This is a genomic window from Micromonospora sp. NPDC048905, assembly GCF_040649655.1.
GTDB lineage: Bacteria > Actinomycetota > Actinomycetes > Mycobacteriales > Micromonosporaceae > Micromonospora.
The window spans coordinates 103982-123544 of sequence record NZ_JBEZFV010000001.1; the positions used below are offsets into that span (position 1 = coordinate 103982).

At 72.6% G+C, this 19563-nt stretch carries 16 protein-coding genes; 4 read left to right on the plus strand and 12 right to left on the minus strand.

Annotated features, from left to right (window positions below; genetic code table 11):
- Window positions 1–1510: 1510 nt before the first annotated feature.
- From AB0C01_RS00510 to aspS, 6 genes are all read right to left on the minus strand, one after another.
- Complete coding sequence (locus tag AB0C01_RS00510) at window positions 1511–3049, minus strand: replication-associated recombination protein A (protein ID WP_357569850.1); 1539 nt, start codon at window positions 3047–3049, stop codon at window positions 1511–1513.
- Window positions 3050–3123: 74 nt separating this feature from the next.
- Window positions 3124–3345, minus strand: a complete 222-nt coding sequence (locus AB0C01_RS00515) for a hypothetical protein (protein ID WP_357245222.1) — start codon at window positions 3343–3345, stop codon at window positions 3124–3126.
- A 132-nt stretch (window positions 3346–3477) separates the two neighbouring features.
- Window positions 3478–4761 carry an MFS transporter gene (locus AB0C01_RS00520; protein ID WP_357569851.1) on the minus strand — a complete coding sequence of 428 codons (1284 nt, stop codon included), beginning with the start codon at window positions 4759–4761 and terminating at the stop codon, window positions 3478–3480.
- A gap of 115 nt (window positions 4762–4876) precedes the next feature.
- On the minus strand, window positions 4877–5476 hold the full coding sequence (locus tag AB0C01_RS00525; protein WP_357245226.1) for a helix-turn-helix domain-containing protein: 600 nt from the start codon (window positions 5474–5476) through the stop codon (window positions 4877–4879).
- A 66-nt stretch (window positions 5477–5542) separates the two neighbouring features.
- Window positions 5543–6355, minus strand: coding sequence for a sugar nucleotide-binding protein (locus AB0C01_RS00530; protein ID WP_357569852.1), 813 nt, complete (start codon window positions 6353–6355; stop codon window positions 5543–5545).
- 100 nt (window positions 6356–6455) lie between these two features.
- Window positions 6456–8261, minus strand: a complete 1806-nt coding sequence (gene aspS, locus AB0C01_RS00535; RefSeq protein ID WP_357245229.1) for an aspartate--tRNA ligase — start codon at window positions 8259–8261, stop codon at window positions 6456–6458.
- Between the two features lie 154 nt (window positions 8262–8415).
- Here aspS and AB0C01_RS00540 point away from each other — a divergent pair, with 154 nt between their 5' ends.
- On the plus strand, window positions 8416–9126 hold the full coding sequence (locus AB0C01_RS00540) for a DUF998 domain-containing protein (protein WP_357245231.1): 711 nt from the start codon (window positions 8416–8418) through the stop codon (window positions 9124–9126).
- 75 nt (window positions 9127–9201) lie between these two features.
- Here the strand turns inward: AB0C01_RS00540 and AB0C01_RS00545 are convergent, their stop codons facing one another.
- Both AB0C01_RS00545 and AB0C01_RS00550 read right to left on the minus strand, forming a co-directional pair.
- A complete protein-coding gene (locus AB0C01_RS00545) occupies window positions 9202–10248 on the minus strand; it encodes a S1 family peptidase (RefSeq protein WP_357245233.1) in 1047 nt (348 codons plus the stop codon).
- Between the two features lie 274 nt (window positions 10249–10522).
- Window positions 10523–10999, minus strand: a complete 477-nt coding sequence (locus AB0C01_RS00550; protein ID WP_357569853.1) for a helix-turn-helix domain-containing protein — start codon at window positions 10997–10999, stop codon at window positions 10523–10525.
- Window positions 11000–11054: 55 nt separating this feature from the next.
- On the opposite strand from AB0C01_RS00550, the gene AB0C01_RS00555 reads away from it, so the two are divergent.
- Window positions 11055–11561 carry a PaaI family thioesterase gene (locus tag AB0C01_RS00555; protein WP_357569854.1) on the plus strand — a complete coding sequence of 169 codons (507 nt, stop codon included), beginning with the start codon at window positions 11055–11057 and terminating at the stop codon, window positions 11559–11561.
- Between the two features lie 96 nt (window positions 11562–11657).
- Here AB0C01_RS00555 and AB0C01_RS00560 read toward each other — a convergent pair whose 3' ends face one another.
- From AB0C01_RS00560 to AB0C01_RS00570, 3 genes are all read right to left on the minus strand, one after another.
- Window positions 11658–12599, minus strand: a complete 942-nt coding sequence (locus AB0C01_RS00560; RefSeq protein ID WP_357569855.1) for an acyl-ACP desaturase — start codon at window positions 12597–12599, stop codon at window positions 11658–11660.
- A gap of 71 nt (window positions 12600–12670) precedes the next feature.
- Complete coding sequence (gene hisS, locus AB0C01_RS00565; RefSeq protein ID WP_357245241.1) at window positions 12671–13999, minus strand: histidine--tRNA ligase; 1329 nt, start codon at window positions 13997–13999, stop codon at window positions 12671–12673.
- Window positions 14000–14073: 74 nt separating this feature from the next.
- The gene (locus AB0C01_RS00570; RefSeq protein ID WP_357245243.1) at window positions 14074–14784 is read right to left on the minus strand and encodes an MBL fold metallo-hydrolase; all 711 of its coding nucleotides are present in this window, start codon (window positions 14782–14784) and stop codon (window positions 14074–14076) included.
- 269 nt (window positions 14785–15053) lie between these two features.
- On the opposite strand from AB0C01_RS00570, the gene AB0C01_RS00575 reads away from it, so the two are divergent.
- Both AB0C01_RS00575 and AB0C01_RS00580 read left to right on the plus strand, forming a co-directional pair.
- On the plus strand, window positions 15054–15926 hold the full coding sequence (locus AB0C01_RS00575) for a peptidylprolyl isomerase (RefSeq protein ID WP_357245244.1): 873 nt from the start codon (window positions 15054–15056) through the stop codon (window positions 15924–15926).
- A gap of 62 nt (window positions 15927–15988) precedes the next feature.
- The gene (locus AB0C01_RS00580; RefSeq protein ID WP_357245246.1) at window positions 15989–16828 is read left to right on the plus strand and encodes a peptidylprolyl isomerase; all 840 of its coding nucleotides are present in this window, start codon (window positions 15989–15991) and stop codon (window positions 16826–16828) included.
- 66 nt (window positions 16829–16894) lie between these two features.
- Here AB0C01_RS00580 and AB0C01_RS00585 read toward each other — a convergent pair whose 3' ends face one another.
- Complete coding sequence (locus AB0C01_RS00585) at window positions 16895–19417, minus strand: bifunctional (p)ppGpp synthetase/guanosine-3',5'-bis(diphosphate) 3'-pyrophosphohydrolase (RefSeq protein ID WP_357569856.1); 2523 nt, start codon at window positions 19415–19417, stop codon at window positions 16895–16897.
- Between the last annotated feature and the right edge of the window lie 146 nt (window positions 19418–19563).

Sequence of the window (19563 nt, forward strand, 5' to 3'; positions counted from 1 at the left end):
GACGCGTGGTCGACGAGGTCACCCGCACCGCCGGCCGGCGCGGGACCGCGACCCGCGGCCGGCGGGGTGCCGCCGCGGCGGTTGACCACGGGCAGGCCGGGGTCGGTGTGCGGCAGGCGGCCGGCCTGGCGCAGCCAGTCGGCGGGCCGTTCGGGGCGGTCCGCCCGGGGTTCGCCGCCGGCCGGCGTCCGACGCTCCGGCTCAGCGGGGACGGCCCGGCGACGACCGGTGCCGTCGGCCGGTCCGATGGTGGGCGTGGCACCGCTGTGCGCGCCGGAGGCCGCCGGCACCGGCGGGGCGTTGCCCGTGCGCGGCACCGCGGGCTCGTCGGGTTCGGCGGCACGGCGGCGGCCGGCGGCCGGACGGGAACGCTCGTCGGGACGACGGTCGGTGGGCTCCGGAGCCCCCGGGTCGACCGGGCCTGGGCGACGCCGCGCGGTACGCGGGTCGCGGTCGATGGCGGGGTCGGGTCGTAGGCCGTCCGCGGCCGGTGGCGCGGCCGGCGCGCCGGCGAGGCGCGCCGTGCCGGCGGCTGGTCCGGCGGCCCGCGCCGGGTCGGGTGCCGCTCCGGCGCGCCGACCGGCCGGTGTTCCCTCGGCCGGTGGCAGTGCACGACCGGGCTCGGTGGGCTCCGGACCAGGTCGGCGACCCGGTGGGCCGGCGTCCGGGCGGCGCAGGGGCGGCATCGCGTCCGGGTGACCGCCGGCCACGGCGGCGTCCGGACGACGGCCCGGCGGAACGGCGGCGTCCGGACGACGACCGGTCGGGGCGCCCGAGGTGGGTGGGCCGGGGGGAGCCGTTGCCGGGCGGGGCCGGGCCGGGCCGCCGGGCGCGTCGGGTGTGGCGCGAGGCGCCGGCGGGCCGGCCGGGTCGCCGCCGACCGGGCGGGCGGCCGGGGGCGCCGGCGGTACGGCGGCACGGGCACCGGGTGCCGGCCGTACGCCGCGACGCGCGGGCTGGCCCGGGCCGGGGGCAGCGGGGCCGGCGGGAGGTGGGCGGTCATCCGGGCGGCGGCCCGCCGGCGGCACGTCCCCCGGCCAGGGGGTGTCGACCGGTCGACGGGCGGCGGCACCCGGGCCGCCCTGGCTCGGGGCAGGCGGCACCGCGGCCGCCGGCGGCACCGGCCCGCGCGCACGGGCCGGCTCGGCCGGCGCTCCCGTCCGCGGCCTGGCGGACTCTACCGGCGCACCCGTCCGCGGCCCGGTGGGTTCGGCCGGCGCACCCGTCCGCGGCCCGGCGGGTTCGGCCGGCGGACCCCCGCGCGGCCCGGCGGGCTCCACCGGCGGACCACCGTGGGGGCGGTGGGGTTCGGCCGGCGCGCCGTCCGGACCCAGTTCACCGCGTTGCTGCTTGGCCGAGCGGAGGTCGTCGATCCAGCCGAACTCCTCGCCGGCGACCGGCTCCTCCGGCTCGGCCTCGGCCGCCCGGCCTCGACCCCACCGGCGCGTCTTGGCGCGGGGATCGCGCCGTTCGTCCGGGCCCTCGTCCGGGCGGTCCCCACCACGCGATCTCACTGTTGACCCTCTCCTGCGGCGTCAGCGCCGCTGTCCTGCGTCGTGCCGGAGGTGCCCGTGCCCGTCGTCGGGCGGCCGTTCTCACCAGGAAGCGCGGACGCGGTCCGCGTCGTTACCGGCGGCTCGGCTGTCGGAGTGTCCGGACGGGTGGCCGGGGCCGGCAGGCCACGCACGATCCGGCGCAGCACCGGCAGCCGGTTGGCCACCGACCGTTCCGCGCCGTGCGGGCTGGGCTGGTAGTAGTCGGTGCCGACCAGGTCGTCCGGCACGTACTGTTGGGTGACCACGCCGCGCTGGTCGTCGTGCGGATAGCGGTAGCCCGTGCCGTGGCCCAGGCCGCGAGCGCCGGCATAGTGCGCGTCGCGCAGCCCGCGCGGCACGGGGCCTCCCCGACCGGCCCGGACGTCGGCGATCGCGGCACCGATGGCGGTGGTGGCCGAGTTGGACTTGGGGGCGGTGGCCAGGTGGATCACCGCCTGGGCCAGGTTGAGCTGCGCCTCGGGCAGCCCCACGTACTCGACGGCGTGGGCGGCGGCGGTGGCGACGCTCAGCGCGCCGGGGTCGGCCATGCCCACGTCCTCGCTGGCGAAGATGACCAGGCGGCGGGCGATGAACCGGGCGTCCTCACCGGCGACCAGCATGCGGGCCAGCCAGTGCACGGCGGCGTCCACGTCCGAGCCGCGCATGCTCTTGATGAAGGCGCTGACCACGTCGTAGTGGGCGTCGCCGTCGCGGTCGTAGCGCACCGCCGCGACGTCGACGGCCTGCTCGGCGGTGGCGAGGTCGATCCGCCCGCCGCCCAGCGCCGTGGCGGAGGCCGCCGCCGCCTCCAGCGCGGTGAGTGCCTTGCGGACGTCACCGGCGGCGAGTCGGACCAGGTGGTCCTCGGCCTCCGGGGCCAGGGTGAGCACGCCGCCCAGGCCACGCTTGTCGGCGACCGCGCGGCGCAGCAGGCCCCGCACCGCCTCGTCGTCGAGCGGTTGCAGGGTGAGCAGCACGCACCGCGACAGCAACGGCGAGATGACCGAGAAGTACGGATTTTCGGTGGTCGCCGCCAGCAACGTGACAGTGCGGTCCTCGACCGCGGCGAGCAGCGAATCCTGCTGGGTCTTGCTGAACCGGTGCACCTCGTCGATGAAGAGCACGGTCTGCGGGCCACCCGAGCGGCGCTGGCGGCGGGCCGCCTCGATCACCGCCCGGACGTCCTTGACGCCGGCGGAGAGCGCCGACATGGCGACGAAGCGCCGGTCGGTCGCCCCGGCCACCAGGTGCGCGATGGTGGTCTTGCCGCTGCCCGGTGGACCCCAGAGGATCACCGACATCGGGGCGCCGCCGGAGACCAGTTGCCGCAGTGGGGCGCCGGGGGCGAGCAGGTGGTCCTGGCCGATCAACTCGTCGAGAGTCACCGGGCGCATCCGGACGGGCAGGGGCGAGTCGTCGGCCACCGCGGTGAAGCCGTCGACACCGGCGGGACCGTCGGGCGCGCTGCGCGACCCGGCGGGTTCACCGAGGGAGAAGAGGGCGTCGGACTCCATCACGAAGACAGTACCGGGCCGGGCCCACGAGGCCAGAATCGCGCCGTGGGCCCGGCCCCGGTGATCGGTTCCGGTCAGCCACGGCCGGGGCGACGGCCCCGGTACCAGCGACCGCCGCCGCCACCGCCGCCACCGCGCGGGCCGCTGCCCACGCCGCCCAGGTAGAGCGCGAGCAGGAACAGACCGAGGAGCACGAGGGTGTTCCAGTTGAACAGGTCGGGTGCGCCGAAGTCGGTGTCGAGCAGATCGATCAGCAGGGCAAAGCCAAAGACGATGGCGGCCAGGATGGCGAGCATGTCGGTCCTCCGGTGGGGGTTCCCAGTAGGTCGGCGCGTGATGTACCCAATCGGTCGACTCGCCAATCTCCACCGTGGATCTGGGGTGTCCACCTCCGGACCGGGTGGACCGCCGCCCGGGTCCGTGCCCTCCTACCGTTGCGCCGACACGGGCACCGCGGTCGGCTCGACGGGCGTCGCGACCCGACGGCCGGCCAGCCAGGCGGGCAGGTAGAGCGGCGCGGCGACGGCGAGCACCACCGCGCCGACCACCATCGCGGTGCTGACGCTGACGGCGGCGGCGATCGCGGTCAGGATCACCCCGCCGAGGGCGAAGCCGGGTTGCGCCATCATCGAGTTCAGCGAGAGAACGCTGGTCCGGTACGGGCCGTCGACCTGCCGGTGCAACAGGCCGCTGTGCAGCGGGTTGGACGCGCCGTGCACGGCGTAGCAGGCCAGGTAGGCCACCAGCACCCCGACCGGCCCGGCGAACAGCCCCATCCCGACCACCGTGACGCCCTGCAGGATGCGCAGCAGCGCCGCTCCCGGAGCAGCCCCGAACCAGCGCAGCAGCAACGGGGTCAGCGCCGCGCCGGCGGCCGAGGCCAGCCAGGCCGCCGAGTTGGCCGGCCCGAGCAGCGCGGCGGCGCGTTCCGGGTCACCGATCACCTCGGCGAGCCGGACCGGCAGCAGCGACTCAAAGGTGACCATGCCGAAGCCCCAGAACAGCTCCACCAGCACCAGCGCCAGCAGCACCCGGGAACGGCGCAGCAGCCCGATCGCCTGGCCGATCATCCGGGGCGCCTGGACCACCGAGGCCCGCAGGGACGCGAACCCGCTGGCCGGTCGCTGCTCGACCAGCAGGACGAGCAGCGCGACAAGCGACACCGCCTGCGCGATGATCGCGGCCAGCACGGGCACGGTGAGCGCGCTGACCCGCCCGATCGAACCCAGTGCGACCAGGCCGCCACTGAGCAGCGCGCCAGCACCGATCGCCCCGCCGCTGACGGTGCCGGCGTAGCCCAGGCCCCGCTCATACTCGGCATCCGGGTCCGCGGCCAGTGTGGCGTCGACGTACCAGGACTCCAACGGCCCACTGTCGAGTGCCCGGTAGATCCCCTGCACCGCATAGACCAGGAAGAACACCCAGAACGAGTCGGCCACCGCGAACAGCGCCAGCGAGACGAGGCTGAGCGCCCCGGCCACGACGAGCACCGGTCGGCGGCCGAGGGCGTCGGCCAGCCCGCCGGTGGGCAGCTCCAGCGCGAGCACCAGCAAACCCTGCGCGCTGAAGACCAGGCCGATCTGCGGCAGCGACAGGCCGCGCTCCTGCATCAGCAGGATCATGACCGGGATGATCAGACCCGTGGGCAACCAGCGCAGACCGTAGAGCGTGAGGTAGCGGAACCGGACCTGGCGTACGGTCAGCGCGCTCACGAGGACACCTCACTTCGCGACTGCGGGGCTCGCAGCACCGGCTCACTCCTCGCGCTCACCAGGCCACCGTTCGTTCGCGACTGCGGGGCTCGCAACACCGGCTCACTCCTCGCGCTCACCAGCGATCGTCCAACCGGGGGAAGCCGGCCAGGAACACGTGCACCGGCTTGGCGTCCGACGCCTCGGTGACCGCCTCCTCGCGGTAGCGCATCAGCACCGCCCACAGGTCGGCACTGAGGGCCCGCAGCCGGGTCGGGTCCAGCGGCAGCACCAGGTCGCTCATGCCGGCGGCGTCACGCCAGTCACGGGACTGGTGGTGCTCGACGGCCATCCACCGCTCGGCCAGCTCGGCCATCACCCGTACCTGGTCGCCCTGGATCCACTGCACGGCGGCACGGGCGTCCGGATCGTCGTCGAAGTCGGTGGGCTCGAAGTCGCTGACGTCGTGTGCGGCCTGCCACCATCGCTGCCGGCTGGTGCCCCGGTCGGGGTCCTCGGTCACCAGCCCGACGTCGGCGAGTTGGCGCAGGTGGTAACTCGTGGCGCCGGTGTTGGTGCTCAACCGCTCGGCCAACGCGGTCGCGGTCGCCGGGCCGTCGACCCGCAGCGAGCCGAGCAGCCGCATCCGCAGGGGGTGGGCAAGCGTGCGAACCTGTCGGCCGTCCAGATGGACGCGGCGCTGCTCGACCGGCCGGTCGGGTGAAGGACTCTCCATTCCTGCACACTATCTCTGCACAACTCTTGTGCACAAGAGTTGTGCATGACATGTGTGCAAGGCTGCTCAGGGCGCGAGAAGTTCGCGTACTCCCCGCAGTCGCGTGCGGAGCAGGCCGGCGGCGCGGGTGGAGTCGAGGCGTACGTCGAGGGGGCGGGACAGGCCGGCGGCGGCCCCGGTGGTGGTTGTCAGCCCGGCCGCGTCCAGACCGAACCGCGTCGCGACCAGCAGGCCCAGGTCGGCGCGGCTGACGGCGTCCGGGCCGGCGACGTTGAGCAGACCCGTGTACGAGGAGGCGACCAACTCCAGCACGGCGTCGGCCAGGTCGGTGACATCGATCGGGCAGCGGGACTCGTCGGTGAACAGCGCCGCCCGGCCGGCGAGCGCGTCCCGGCAGAGCTGGATCTGCTTGCTGCCCTCCCCCAGGATCAGGGAGGTACGCACCAGGGCCGCACCGGGGTCGATCGCCCGCACGGCGGTCTCGGCCGCGGCCTTCGCCGCTCCGTAGGCGTGCACCGGGGTGGGTGGGTCGTCGTCGGCGTACGGCATGGGACGGCCGGCGTGCAGCGCGTCACTCGACACGTGCACCAGTCGGGCGCCCACCTCGGCGGCGGCGACCGCCACGTTCGCGGCGCCGTCGGCGGTGACCGCCCAGTCGTCGTACCGGTAGGGGGTCCCGACCACGGCGTCCGGTCGCACCTGCGCGACAAGCGCGCGCACGGCGGACCGGTCCGTCACGTCCAGCCGCCGCGCGTGCACGCCCGGCACCGCGAGCTCACCGGAGTGGAAGGTCCCGACCACAGCGAGCCCGGCGCGAACGCCCCGCCGACACACCTCGGAACCCAGAAACCCACTGCCCCCGACCACAAGCACCCGCATGCCAGCCCACTCCCCCACCGATGATCAAGAGGTTTGCGTCATCTCGCGGGGCGATGATGACGCAAACCTCTTGATCAACCAAGCGGGGGCGGGGGTGCGGTTAGACCGGGTCGGCTACCGGGGCCGCGGGGCCGGCCGTACCCGTGTGGGCTGTTGCGGGGGGCTTGGGCTTGGCGTCGATGCCGGCCTCGGTGCGCTGCTGGGCGGTGATCGGGGTGGGGGCACTGGTCAGCGGGTCGAAGCCGCCCCGGGTCTTCGGGAACGCGATGACCTCGCGGATCGAGTCCGCGCCGGCGAGCAGCATGCAGACCCGGTCCCAGCCGAAGGCGATGCCGCCGTGCGGCGGTGCGCCGTACTTGAACGCCTCCAGCAGGAAGCCGAACTTGTCCTGCGCCTCCTCGGGCGTGATGCCGAGCAGGTCGAAGACCCGCTTCTGCACGTCACCCCGGTGGATACGGATCGACCCACCGCCGATCTCGTTGCCGTTGCAGACGATGTCGTACGCGTACGCCAGGGCCCGGTCCGGAGCCTCCTCGAACCGGTCGACCCACTCCGAGTTCGGCGAGGTGAACGGGTGGTGCACAGCCGTCCAACCGCCCTCGTCCGTGCGCTCGAACATCGGCGCGTCGACCACCCAGCAGAACGCCCAGGCGCTCTCGTCGATCAGACCGGACCGCTTGGCGATCTCGACGCGGGCCGCGCCGAGCAGCTCCTGCGCCTCCCGAGTGGTGGCGCTGGCGGCGAAGAAGATCGCGTCGCCCGGCTTGGCGCCGACCGCGTCGGCCAGCCCGCCCAGGTGCTCGGCGGAGAGGTTCTTCGCCACCGGGCCGCGCGCCTCGCCGGTCTCGGCGTCCAGCACCACGTACGCCAGGCCGCGCGCGCCACGCGCCTTGGCCCAGTCCTGCCAGCCGTCCAGCTCCTTGCGGCTCTGCGCCGCGCCACCCGGCATCACGACCGCGCCGACGTAACCGCCCGCGTCGATCGCCCCGGCGAACACCCGGAACGCGGTGCCGCGCAGGTAGTCGGTCAGCTCGGTCAGCTCGACGCCGTAGCGCAGGTCCGGCTTGTCGGAGCCGTACCGGGCCATGGCGTCGTGCCAGGTGATCCGCGGGATCGGCCCGGAGATCTCGTGCCCCGCCAGCTCCTTCCACAGCGTCGAGACGATCGCCTCACCGAGGTCGATCACGTCGTCCTCGGTGACGAAGGACATCTCGATGTCGAGCTGGGTGAACTCGGGCTGCCGGTCGGCCCGGAAGTCCTCGTCGCGGTAGCAGCGGGCGATCTGGTAATACCGCTCCATGCCGCCGACCATCAGCAGCTGCTTGAACAGCTGCGGCGACTGCGGCAGCGCGTACCAGCTGCCGGGCTGCAGGCGCACCGGCACCAGGAAGTCGCGGGCGCCCTCGGGCGTCGACCGGGTCAGCGTCGGCGTCTCGATCTCCAGGAAGTCCCGCTCGTGCAGGACACCCCGGGCCAGGTGGCTGGCGCGCGAACGCAACCGCAGCGCGTTCGCCGGCCCGCTGCGACGCAGGTCCAGGTAGCGGTACTTGAGCCGGATGTCGTCGCCGGCCTCGATCTGGTCGTCCACCGGCAGCGGCAGCGGCGCGGCCTCGGAGAGCACCTCCAGCTCGGTGACGGTCACCTCGACCTCACCGGTGGGCAGCTCCGGGTTCTCGTTGCCGGCCGGCCGGCGGGTCACCTCGCCGACGACCTTCACGCAGAACTCGTTGCGCAGCGCGTGCGCGTCCTCCTCGCGGAAGACCACCTGGACGACGCCGGTGCCGTCGCGCAGGTCGACGAAGATGACCCCGCCGTGGTCGCGCCGGCGGGCCACCCACCCGGCGAGCGTCACCGTCGAGCCGGCGTCCGCGGCGCGCAGGCTTCCGGCATTGTGGGTACGGATCACGGCTGGCAACTCCTCATCGTGGAACAGTCCTCACCCGCATTCTGTCAGGGGTGGCCGCCCCGCCTCCGGGCACCCGGCAGGCCGGCGCGATTCGCTGGTGGGGTGGACCGGCGAACCCGACTCCCCCGGCAGCCGCGCCGGTTAACGTGGCGAAATGCGGCCCGTACCGAACTGGGCCGTCGCCACGGCGGCGGCGGCGCCCGTGCTGCTGGTGGCCGGTTGGACCGTCGCGGAGGCCCGGCAACCCGCCGGGTACGACCCGATCCGGGACACCATCAGCGAGCTGGCGGGGCAGGACGCCACCGACGCCTGGATCATGGTGGTGGCGCTGGTGCTGCTCGGCTGCTGCTACCTGTCGGTGGCCGCCGTCCTGCACGCGGCCGGACTGCCCAGCCGGTTCCTGCTCGCGATCGGTGGGGTGGCCACCATCGCGCTTGTCGCGTTTCCCCGGCCGCCGGTCGGCGGCTCGGTCAGCCACGGCGTCGCGGCCACGGTGGCCGTCCTCGCCCTGGTGCTCTGGCCGGCCGGCTCGGCACTGCGGCTGCCGCGCGGTCACGACACCGCGCACCCCACCCGACCGGAGGCGCCCTGGGCGTTCCGCCGGGCGGTGGGGCTGAGCACCACCCTCGTGCTGCTCGCGCTCTTCGGCTGGTGCGCGTTCGAGGTGACGAGTGGGTCGCGCACCGGGCTGGCCGAGCGGGTCACGGCGGTGGCGGTCTCCCTGTGGCCGCTGCTGGCGGTCGTCTCCGCCCGGCGGGCGCACCTCGCCTGGTCCGTCGGCGCCGCGACACCCACCGGTCCCGCCGTGGGTGTCGTACCCCCGGATCCCCTGCGACCCACCCAGCGGCCCGACCGGCTCGCGTGAGCCGGCGCGCGACGGCGCCCGGACGCGCGACGCGGGCCGCCGGAATCCTCCGGCGGCCCGCGGGCGGTGACGGGATCAGAAGACGCTGACGCCGTAGCGGCTCAGGGCCTCGGTGACGGGCTGGAAGAAGGTCGTGCCACCGGTGCGGCAGTTGCCACTGCCGCCGGAGGTCATGCCCAGGGCCGTGGTGTTGGCGAACAGCGAGCCGCCGCTGTCGCCCGGCTCGGCGCAGACGTTGGTGCGGATCAACCCGGAGACGGAGCCCTCGGCGTAGTTGACGGTGGCGTTCGTCGCGTTCACCGTGCCGCCGCGCAGGCCGGTGGTGCTGCCGGAGCGCTGCACCGACTGGCCGACGGACGCGTTGCCGGCGCCGGTGATGTCCCGGTAGCTGCCGTTGTAGAGGTAGACGTTGCCGGCGGCGTTCGCCGAGTTGCTGTGCCGCACGATGCCGTAGTCGTTGCCCGGGAAGCTGGTGCCGGTCCGCGTGCCGATGAGGGCGGTCTGGGCGGAGTTCGAGTACCAGTTGGCGGAGATGTTGGTGCAGTGCCCGGCGGTCACGAAGGAGTAGGTGCTGCCGCTGCGCACGTTGAAGCCGAGCGAGCAGCGCCCGCCCCCGCCTGCGTAGATGGCCTGGCCGCCGGAGATCCGGGTGCTCAGCACGCCCGCCTCGGCCTCGACGCGGACCGCGCCGTTGGCCCGCGCGGCGGCGGCCTTGACCCGCTCCAGCTTGGCGCCGGTGACGGTGCTGTCGACGGAGACGACGACCTGGTTGGTGACCGGGTCGCTCCACCAGGCGGTGCCCGGGATCTTCGCGGAGCGCTCCAGATCGGCGGTGGCCCGGTTGAGTTCGCCGGCACCGCGGGTGACGTAGCGGACGGCGGCGCCGGCCTTGTTCGCCGCGCTCGCGGCGGCCGCGTCGGTCACCGTGACGACGGACCTGCCGCTGGCGTCGATGTACGAACCGGCCGAGCGGTCGCCGAGTTGCGCGGACAGCGCGGCCGCGGCGTCGGGCGAGGCGGCGGGTGCGGCCTGGGCGGGTGCGCCGATGAGCACACCGACGACCAGACTTCCGGAAACGGCGACAGTGGCCGCAACGCGGAATGTGGACCTCGTGGGTCGCATGTAACAACCTCCTGGGCGGGGGAGCGGGTCTCGCCGAGGTCGGCTGACCCGATGGCAACCCGGCCGATCTGGGGAAACCGGCCAAGTGCACTGAAGTATTCACATACTTAAGATCATTGACAAGGCTTGGTTGAGCCCGGATTCAGCGAACGCAGCCGGCCACATCTCCGCAACACCACCGACACGATGGCGAACAGCCGCCGTCACACCCAACCCGCCCTCGGCGAGCATGGTTGTCGATGCCTTGTGGCACCGGCCGGCGCGGGTCCGCCCGTCAGGGCGTACGGCGGCGGGCACCGGGGCCGGGGCGGGGAACCACGTCACGCACCCGCCCCACATCGTGTCCGTCGGCGCAGCGCAACTCGGCGTGCACGAGGGCGCCGCAGTCACGGTGAGTGACGGTCAGCGGCGAGCCCTCGGCGTCGGCAAGGTGCCGGTCACCCCACCCGAGCACGGCCACCAGGACGGGCCAGAGATCCAGGCCCTTCTCCGTCAACAGGTACTCGTGGCGCAGCCGGCTCCCCGGCTCCCGGTACGGCTCGCGGCGCAGCACGCCCCGCTCGACCAGGCCGGCCAGCCGGTTCGTCAGCACCTGCCGTGGGATGCCGGTGCGTACCCGCATGTCGTCGAAGCGGCGGACGCCGGTGAACACCTCGCGGAGCACCACAAGGGTCCACCGCTCACCGAGGATCTCCATGGCACGGGCGATGGTGCAGTTCTCCACCGACCAGTCCAGCGCTGCGGGTCGCATCCGACCAGGCTAGGTCTCGTTGACAGACTCAGCAACCTGCTGCCAGGCTGCGTCCATGACGCAGACGCAGGAACCGGCGCGCAGCCGCACCTTCACCTGGGCGGACCCGGCGGTCAACGCCGCTCAGATCGGTCGACGCAGTGGCCTCGACATGCTCCGGGCGATGATCGCCGGCGAGCTGGCCGCACCACCGGTGATGCACCTCATCGACATGACCCGGATGGCGGCCGACGAGGGCGTGGTGGTCGTCGAGCTGACCCCGCAGGAGTTCCACTACAACCCGCTCGGCACCGTCCACGGTGGTGTCCTCTCGACACTGCTGGACACGGCCGCGGGCTGCGCCGTGCACAGCACCCTGCCGGCCGGCGTCGGCTACACCTCGCTGGACCTCAACGTGAAGTTCCTCCGCCCGGTCACCGTCGCCAGCGGCACGCTGCGCTGCGAGGGCACGGTGCTGCAACGCGGCAACCGGACGGCCCTGGCCGAGGCCCGCATCACCGACGCCAACGGCCGCCTGACAGCCCACGCCACCAGCACCTGCCTCCTCCTCCCCCAACCCTGACCCCGTCCCTGGATGGTTGATCAAGAGGTTCGCGTCAGGAAACGGGCTCCCGGTGACGCAAACCTCTTGATCAACACGGGTGTCTGGGGGTGGGGGTTAGCGGAGGGCTAGGCGGGCGGCTCTTGCGTCGCGCTTTTCCTCGAAGCGGCTTGCTGCCTTGTCCAGGTTGTCCAGTTGGGCGGCGAGCTGCTCGCGGGCCGCCTCGCCGTCGGCGTCGAGACCTGTCACGTTGAAGACGTCCCACTGACGCAGCACCGGCTGGAGCACCTCGTCGCGGTGCTGGCGCAGGTCGTAGATGCCCGCCAGGGCGATCGCCACCGACTTGCGGGCGAAACCGTCGATGCCGGCGCCCGGCATCTGGAAGTCGGCCACCACGTCGGCGACGGCCCGCATGGCCTGACTCGGGGCCAGCTCGAACGCGGCGGCGAGCAGGTTGCGGTAGAAGACCATGTGCAGGTTCTCGTCGGCGGCCACCCGGGCCAGCAGTGCCTCACAGGCGGGGTCGCCGGTGGCCTTGCCGGTGTTGCGGTGCGAGATGCGGGTGGCCAACTCCTGGAACGAGACGTACGCCAGCGAGTGCAGCACCTCGTCGCCGTGGGCGTTGGTGTAGCCCTCCGACATGTGCGTCATCCGGGCCCGCTCCAACGCCACCGGGTCGACCGCCCGGGTGACGGTCAGGTAGTCGCGGATCGCGACCCCGTGCCGACCCTCCTCCGCGGTCCACCGGTGCACCCAGGTGCCCCACGCGCCGTCCCGGCCGAACAGGGTGGCGATCTCGTGGTGGTACGAGGGCAGGTTGTCCTCGGTCAGCAGGTTCACGATCAGCGCCGTGCGGGCCACGTCCGGGATGGTGGAGTCGGTCGGTGACCACGCCTCGCCGCCGAGCGGCCCGTCGAAGGTCCGCCCTTCGCTCCACGGCACGTACTCGTGCGGGAACCACTCCTTGGCGAGCGAGAGGTGGCGGTCGAGGTTGCGGGCAACCACCGGCTCCAACTCGACGAGCAGTGCGGTCTGACTGACTGTGGTGCTGACGGTCACGAGAAGCTCCCTACGGTGGCGTAACTTACGCTACCGTAGGTCCCCGCGGCCAGGAGCGCCAGTGGTGAGACTCAGCTGACCGTCGGTTTGCGGTCCGCCAGGGGTGGCATCCACTCCCCCGCACCGGCCGTGACCTGCTCACCCGAACGGATGTCCTTCACCTCGTCCGGCGCTCCGTCGGCACCCGGGAACCACACGTACGGGATGCCGCGCCGCTCGGCGTAACGGATCTGCTTGCCGAACTTCGCCGCGCTCGGCGAGACCTCGGTGGCGATGCCGCGGGACCGCAGCGCCGCCGCGATCCGGCCACTGGCCGGCCGGTGCTCCTCGTCGGCCAACGCCACCAGGACACAGGTGGGCACCGAGCGGGACACCGACAGGTCCCCCGCGCCGAACAGCAACCCGAGCAGCCGGGTCACCCCGATCGAGATACCCACCCCGGGGTACGAGACAGCGCCGGCGCTGGCCAGGTTGTCGTACCGGCCGCCGGAGCAGATCGAGCCGAACCGCTCGTAGCCGCGCAGCTGGGTCTCGTAGACGGTGCCCGTGTAGTAGTCCAGGCCGCGGGCGATGCGCAGGTCCGCGACGCAGAGGCCGGGTGAGTGCTCGGCGGCGGTCTGCACCACCCGGACCAGCTCCTCGATGCCCTCGTCGAGCAGCGGGTCACTCACCCCGAGCGCCCGCACGGCGTCGGCGAACGACGCGTCCGGCGCGGAGATCTCGGCCAGCGCCAGGCACGCCTTGGCCTGCGCCTCGCTCGCCCCGGCGGTCTGGGCCAGCAGCTCGGCCACCTTCGCCGGACCGATCTTGTCGAGCTTGTCGATCGCCCGCAGCGCCGCCTCCGGGTCGGTGAGCCCGATACCCCGGTAGAAGCCCTCGGGGATCTTGCGGTTGTTGACCTGGATGGTCACCGGCGGGATCGGCAGCGACCGCAGCGCGTCCCCGATGACCAGCGGCATCTCCGCCTCGTGGTGCGGGGCCAGGGTGTCCCGGTCGACGATGTCGATGTCGGCCTGGACGAACTCCCGGTAGCGCCCCTCCTGCGGCCGCTCCCCCCGCCACACCTTCTGGATCTGGTAGCGGCGGAACGGGAAGGTCAGCTTGCCGGCGTTCTCCAGCACGTACCGGGCGAACGGCACGGTCAGATCGAAGTGCAGGCCGAGCTGGTCGTCGCCGCCCGCGCCCTCGGCGTCTGCGTGCAACCGCCGGATCACGTAGACCTCCTTCGAGGTCTCGCCCTTGCGCAGCAGCTGGTCCAGCGGCTCCACCGCGCGGGTCTCCAGCGGCGCGAAGCCGTACAGCTCGAACGTGGCCCGGATCTTGTCGAGCACGAACTGCTCGATCATCCGCTGACCGGGGGTCCACTCCGGGAAACCGGAGATGGGCGTGGGCTTGCTCATCGGCGTACTCCTTGCGGTGCCGCGCCCGCGGCGCGGTGGTGTCGTGGGTCCGCGCCGCGGCGCGGACGAAAGATCTAGAGGCCCCGGGTGGGAGCGGCCGGCGTCGTGCCGGCCACCTCGACGAGGTACGGGTTGCTGGCGCGCTCGCGGCCGATGGTGGTGGCGGGGCCGTGGCCGGGCAGCACGACGGTGTCGTCGGCCAGCGGAAGGATCTTGTCGCGCAGGCTGGTGAGCATGGCCGGCATGCTCCCGCCCGGCAGGTCGGTGCGGCCGATCGACCCGGCGAAGAGGACGTCGCCGGACAGGCAGATCTCGTCCGCCTCCCAGCCCGAGCCCGCGCCGGGCAACCTGAACAGCACCGACCCGCCGGTATGGCCCGGGGCGTGGTCGACGGCGATCTCCAGGCCGGCGAGGGTGAGGGTGGCGCCGTCGGTCAGCTCGGCCACCTCATCCGGCTCGGTGTAGCTCAGTCGGCCGCCGAACAGCGACGTCAGGTCGGCGGAGAGGCCCTTGGCCGGGTCGGCAAGCATCTCCCGGTCGCCGGGGTGCACGTAGGCGGTGATGCCCCGCGCACCGCAGACCGGCGCGACCGAGAACGTGTGGTCGAGGTGGCCGTGGGTGAGCAGGACAGCGGCCGGATGCAGGCGGTGTTCGGCGAGCAGCGCGTCGAGCTGGTCGAGCACCCCGATGCCGGGGTCGACCACCACGCACTGCTCCCCCGGCGCGGTGGCAACCACGTAGCAGTTGGTGCCGAAGGCGTCCGCGGGAAAGCCGGCCACGAGCACGGGCGCTGTCCTTTCGTCGAACGGCTGTCGTCCTGCCCAGCAGCCTAACGGGCGCGCCGAGTGAGTTTGCCGCGTCCGTCCCGCGCGCCCCGCGGGACACAGTGACACCGCCCGATAAGCGCTGCTCGGAACGGGGTGGACCTCGTACACCACTTTCCCAGTCACTAGCCGTACACTCTGGCGGGCGTGTGGCGCGGCACACGTGACGCCCGGACGGGCCGGGACGCCCGGTCGCCGGCGACGACCAGGTAGAGGAAAGGGGAGCACCGGTGGCTTCCAGCAGGGACCGGCAGCGCAAAATGGCGCGGGCCAAGCTCGACCGGCAGTTGGCCCGCCGGGCCGCCGCCACGCGGCGGCGTCGGCAGATCCAGGCCGGCGTCGGCGCCGCCCTGATCCTCGTGCTGGTCGTGGCCGGCTCCGCCTGGGCACTCGGAGCGTTCGACTCCGACTCCAAGCAGAACACGGCAAACGAGGACACCTGCCTCTGGACGCCGCAGGACGCCTCGGCCAACGCCAACCTCAAGGACGTCGGCACGCCGGAGAGCAAGGGTCTGCCCACCGAAGGCACCCGGGCGATGACGGTGACCACCAACCAGGGCGGGCCGATCACCGCGGAGCTCAGCCTGACCAACTCGCCCTGCGCGGCGGCGAGCATCGCGCACCTGGCGAGCCGGTCGTTCTACGACAACACCAAGTGCCACGAGATCACCGCCGACGGCGCGCTGCGCTGCGGTGACCCGAGCGGCACCGGCCTCGGCGGCCCGACCTACTCGTTCTACGACGAGGAGCTGCCGACCGTGCCGTCGGCCAGCCCCGCTTCCGGCCAGCCGCCGACGTACCCGAAGGGCACCGTGGCGATGATCGCCAACCCGCCGGGCAGCAACGGCAGCCAGTTCCTGATCTTCTTCAAGGACTTCACCACCGCCGAGCCGAAGTTTCCGGTGATCGGGCGGGTGACCGCCGGGCTGGACGTGGTGGAGAAGATCGGTGCCCTCCCGACCGTGGACAATGGGACCGGGGCCAAGGTCAAGCCCAGCACCGACGTGACGATCCAGAGCCTCACCGTCGGTGAGCCGGTCACCGCGGCGGCGCCGATGCCGTCGGCCTCCGGCGCGCCGTCCAGCAGCCCCAGCGCCGGCTGACCGGCCGCCACCACCCACACCCCAGCGGCACCCCAGCAGCAGACAGCCAGGAGGATCCAGGCGTGACGTCCACCAGAGAGCGGCAGCGCGCGGCGGCACGCGCCCGGCTCGAGAAGGAGATGGCCGAGCGGGCGGCCAAGGCCCGCAAGCGCCGGCAGACGCGGGCGATCGTCAGCGCGGCAGGCGCGCTGGTGCTCGTGGTCGCCGGCACCGTCTGGCTGGCGGTGAGCCTCGGCGGCGGCGACGACGACAAGAAGAACACCGCCGCGCCGGCCGGCGCGGCGGAGTGCGCCTTCAACGAGCTGCCGAAGGAACAGCGTCCCCCGCAGATCAAGGACGTCGGGCTGCCGAGCAACCAGCAGTCCGCCACCGGCGTGCAGACCATGACGATCGACACCAACCTGGGCCCGATCACGGCCAAGGTCGACCGGTCGAAGGTGCCGTGCACGGCGGGCAGCTTCAGCTATCTCGCGGAGAAGAACTTCTTCGACAACACCAAGTGCCACCGCCTCGTGAGCGAGGGCATCAAGGTGTTGCAGTGCGGCGACCCGAGCGCCACCGGCAACGGCTGGCGCCCCACCGACGGCCAGGGCGGCCCGAGCTACCGCATGGCCGAGGAGAACCTGCCCACCGACAAGCGCCCGCCGTACCCGGAGGGTGTCATCGCGATGGCCAAGTCGCAGGATCCGGGCAGCACCGGCAGCCAGTTCTTCATCGTCTACGGTGACTCGCCGCTGGACCCGGCGTACACGGTGCTGGGCACCATCACCGGCGGCATGGACCTCGTCAAGGACGTGGCCAAGGCCGGCGACGACGGGGCGTTCGCCCAGCAGGCCGGTGGTGGCCACCCGAAGAAGGAGGTCATCATCAAGGACCTCGCGATGAGCCCGCCGCAGGGCTGACCCCCGCGCTGACGACCAGGCGCCCGCCGGCTGAGCCGGCGGGCGCCTGTGTGTCCGGGGTACGCGTCAGGCGCCGGAGGTGACCCGGTACGCGTCGAAGACGCCATCCACCTTGCGGACCGTGGCCAGCAGGTGGCCCAGGTGCTTCGGGTCGGCCATCTCGAAGCTGAACCGGCTCACCGCCACCCGGTCGCGGGTGGTCGTGACGGTGGCGGAGAGGATGTTGACCCGCTCGTCGGAGAGCACCCGGGTGACGTCGGCCAGCAGCTTGTGCCGGTCCAGTGCCTCGACCTGGATGGCGACCAGGAAGGTCGAGGCGGAGGTGAGCTTCCAACTCACCTCGACCACCCGCTCGCTCTGGGCCCGCAGGTCCTCGGCGTTGGCGCAGTCGTCGCGGTGCACGCTCACCCCGCCGGAGCGGGTGACGAAACCGAACACCGAGTCCGGTGGGACCGGGGTGCAGCAGCGAGCCAGCTTGATCCAGACGTCGCTGACGCCACGGACCACGACACCGGGGTCGTTGCTGCTCTGGCGGCTGCGCGGTGGCCGGGTGGCGACGGCGGTCTCGGCGATGTCCTCCGCCGCGCCCTCCTCGCCGCCGTACGCGGCCATCAGCTTCTGCACCACCGACTGGGCGGAGACCTGGCTGTCGCCGACCGCCGCGTAGAGCGACGCCACGTCGGCCAGGTGCAGGTCCCGCGCGATCGACATGAGCGCGTCGGAGGTGAGCATCCGCTGCAACGGCATGCCCTGCTTGCGCATCGCCTTGACGATCGCGTCCTTGCCGGCCTCGATCGCCTCCTCGCGCCGCTCCTTGTTGAAGTACTGGCGGATCTTCGTACGAGCCCGCGGGCTCTTGACGAAGCCCAGCCAGTCCTGTGTCGGGCCGGCGGTCTCGGACTTCGAGGTGAAGATCTCGATCACGTCGCCGTTGGACAGCGTCGACTCCAACGGCACCAACTTGCCGTTGACCCGCGCCCCGATGCACTTGTGCCCCACCTCGGTGTGCACCGCGTACGCGAAGTCCACCGGCGTCGACCCGGTCGGCAGCGGGATGACGTCACCCTTCGGGGTGAAGACGTACACCTCCTGGCTGGACAGGTCGAAGCGCAGCGCGTCCAGGAACTCGCTCGGGTCGGCCGCCTCCCGCTGCCAGTCGAGCAACTGCCGCAGCCAGGTCATCTCGTCGATGTGCGCCGGCGGGCCGACGATCTGGGTGCCCTTGTGCTCCTTGTACTTCCAGTGCGCGGCGATGCCGAACTCCGCGGTGCGGTGCATCGCGTACGTGCGGATCTGCATCTCCACCGGCTTGCCGGTGGGCCCGATGACAGTCGTGTGCAACGACTGGTACATGTTGAACTTGGGCATCGCGATGTAGTCCTTGAACCGGCCCGGAACCGGCTGCCAGTTGGCGTGGATGACGCCCAGCGCCGCGTAGCAGTCCCGAACCGTGTCGACCAGGATCCGCACCCCGACCAGGTCGTAGATGTCGTTGAAGTCACGACCCCGCACGATCATCTTCTGGTAGATCGAGTAGAGGTGCTTCGGCCGTCCGGTGGTCTCCGCCTTGATCTTGGCGGCCTTGAGGTCGGTGCCGACCTTCTGGGTGACCTGCCGCAACAGCGTCTCGCGCTGCGGCTGGTGCTCCCCGATCAGCCGGTTGATCTCCTCGTAGCGCTTCGGGAACAACGTGCCGAAGGACAGGTCCTCCAGCTCCCACTTGATCGTGTTCATACCGAGCCGGTGCGCCAGCGGCGCCAGGATCTCCAACGTCTCCTTGGCCTTCTGCTCCTGCTTGGGGCGGGGCAGGAAGGTCAGGGTGCGCATGTTGTGCAGTCGGTCGGCCAACTTGATCACCAGCACCCGCGGGTCCTTGGCCATCGCCACGACCATCTTGCGGATCGTCTCGGCCTTCGCCGCGTCACCCAGCTTGACCTTGTCCAGCTTGGTGACGCCGTCGACCAGCAGGGCGACCTCGCCGCCGAAGTCGGCGCGCATCGCGTCGAGGGTGTACTCGGTGTCCTCGATGGTGTCGTGCAGCAGCGCGGCGACGAGCGTGGTGGTGTCCATCCCCAGGTTGCCGAGAATCGTCGCCACCGCGAGCGGGTGCGTGATGTACGGGTCACCGGACTTGCGGTACTGCCCGGAGTGCCACCGCGCGGCCGTGTCGAAGGCGCGCTGGAGCAGCCGGGCATCGGCCTTGGGATGGTTGTCCCGGTGGCTCGCGATGAGCGGCTCCAGCACCTCGCTGACCTGGGAGGTCTGCCAGGGCGCGTTGAACCGGGCCAGCCGGGCCCGCACCCGCCGACCGGTGGGCGCGTTGGACAGCCCGAAGCCACCGCTCGGCGACGGGTCGACGCCGGCGTCACCCGGGAACGGCACCACCACCCCGTCGGCGCCGGGAGACGCCTCGACGCTCGGCGGGCCGCTGATCGGTCGTACCGCGCTCTCGCCCGCAGCCCGGCCAGAGCCGCTGCCGGCGCCCGTGACCCGGGCTGGCGCGTCGCCTGCCCGGTCAGTCACCGTGCCGTCAGCGTCGCCTGTCGGGTGCACCGTGCCCTCCGCCGGAGGGACGACATCGTGGGACACCGGCCTCCTCACCGCTCGCCGGGAAAACACCTGCCGAACAATCGGCCGGCCTGGTCTCGCGCCGCCGGACGGCGTACCGCCGGCGTCAGCAATGGGCAATGCTACCCGCACGCACGGTCCGCTGCCGCTCCGCCGGACGGTCGGCA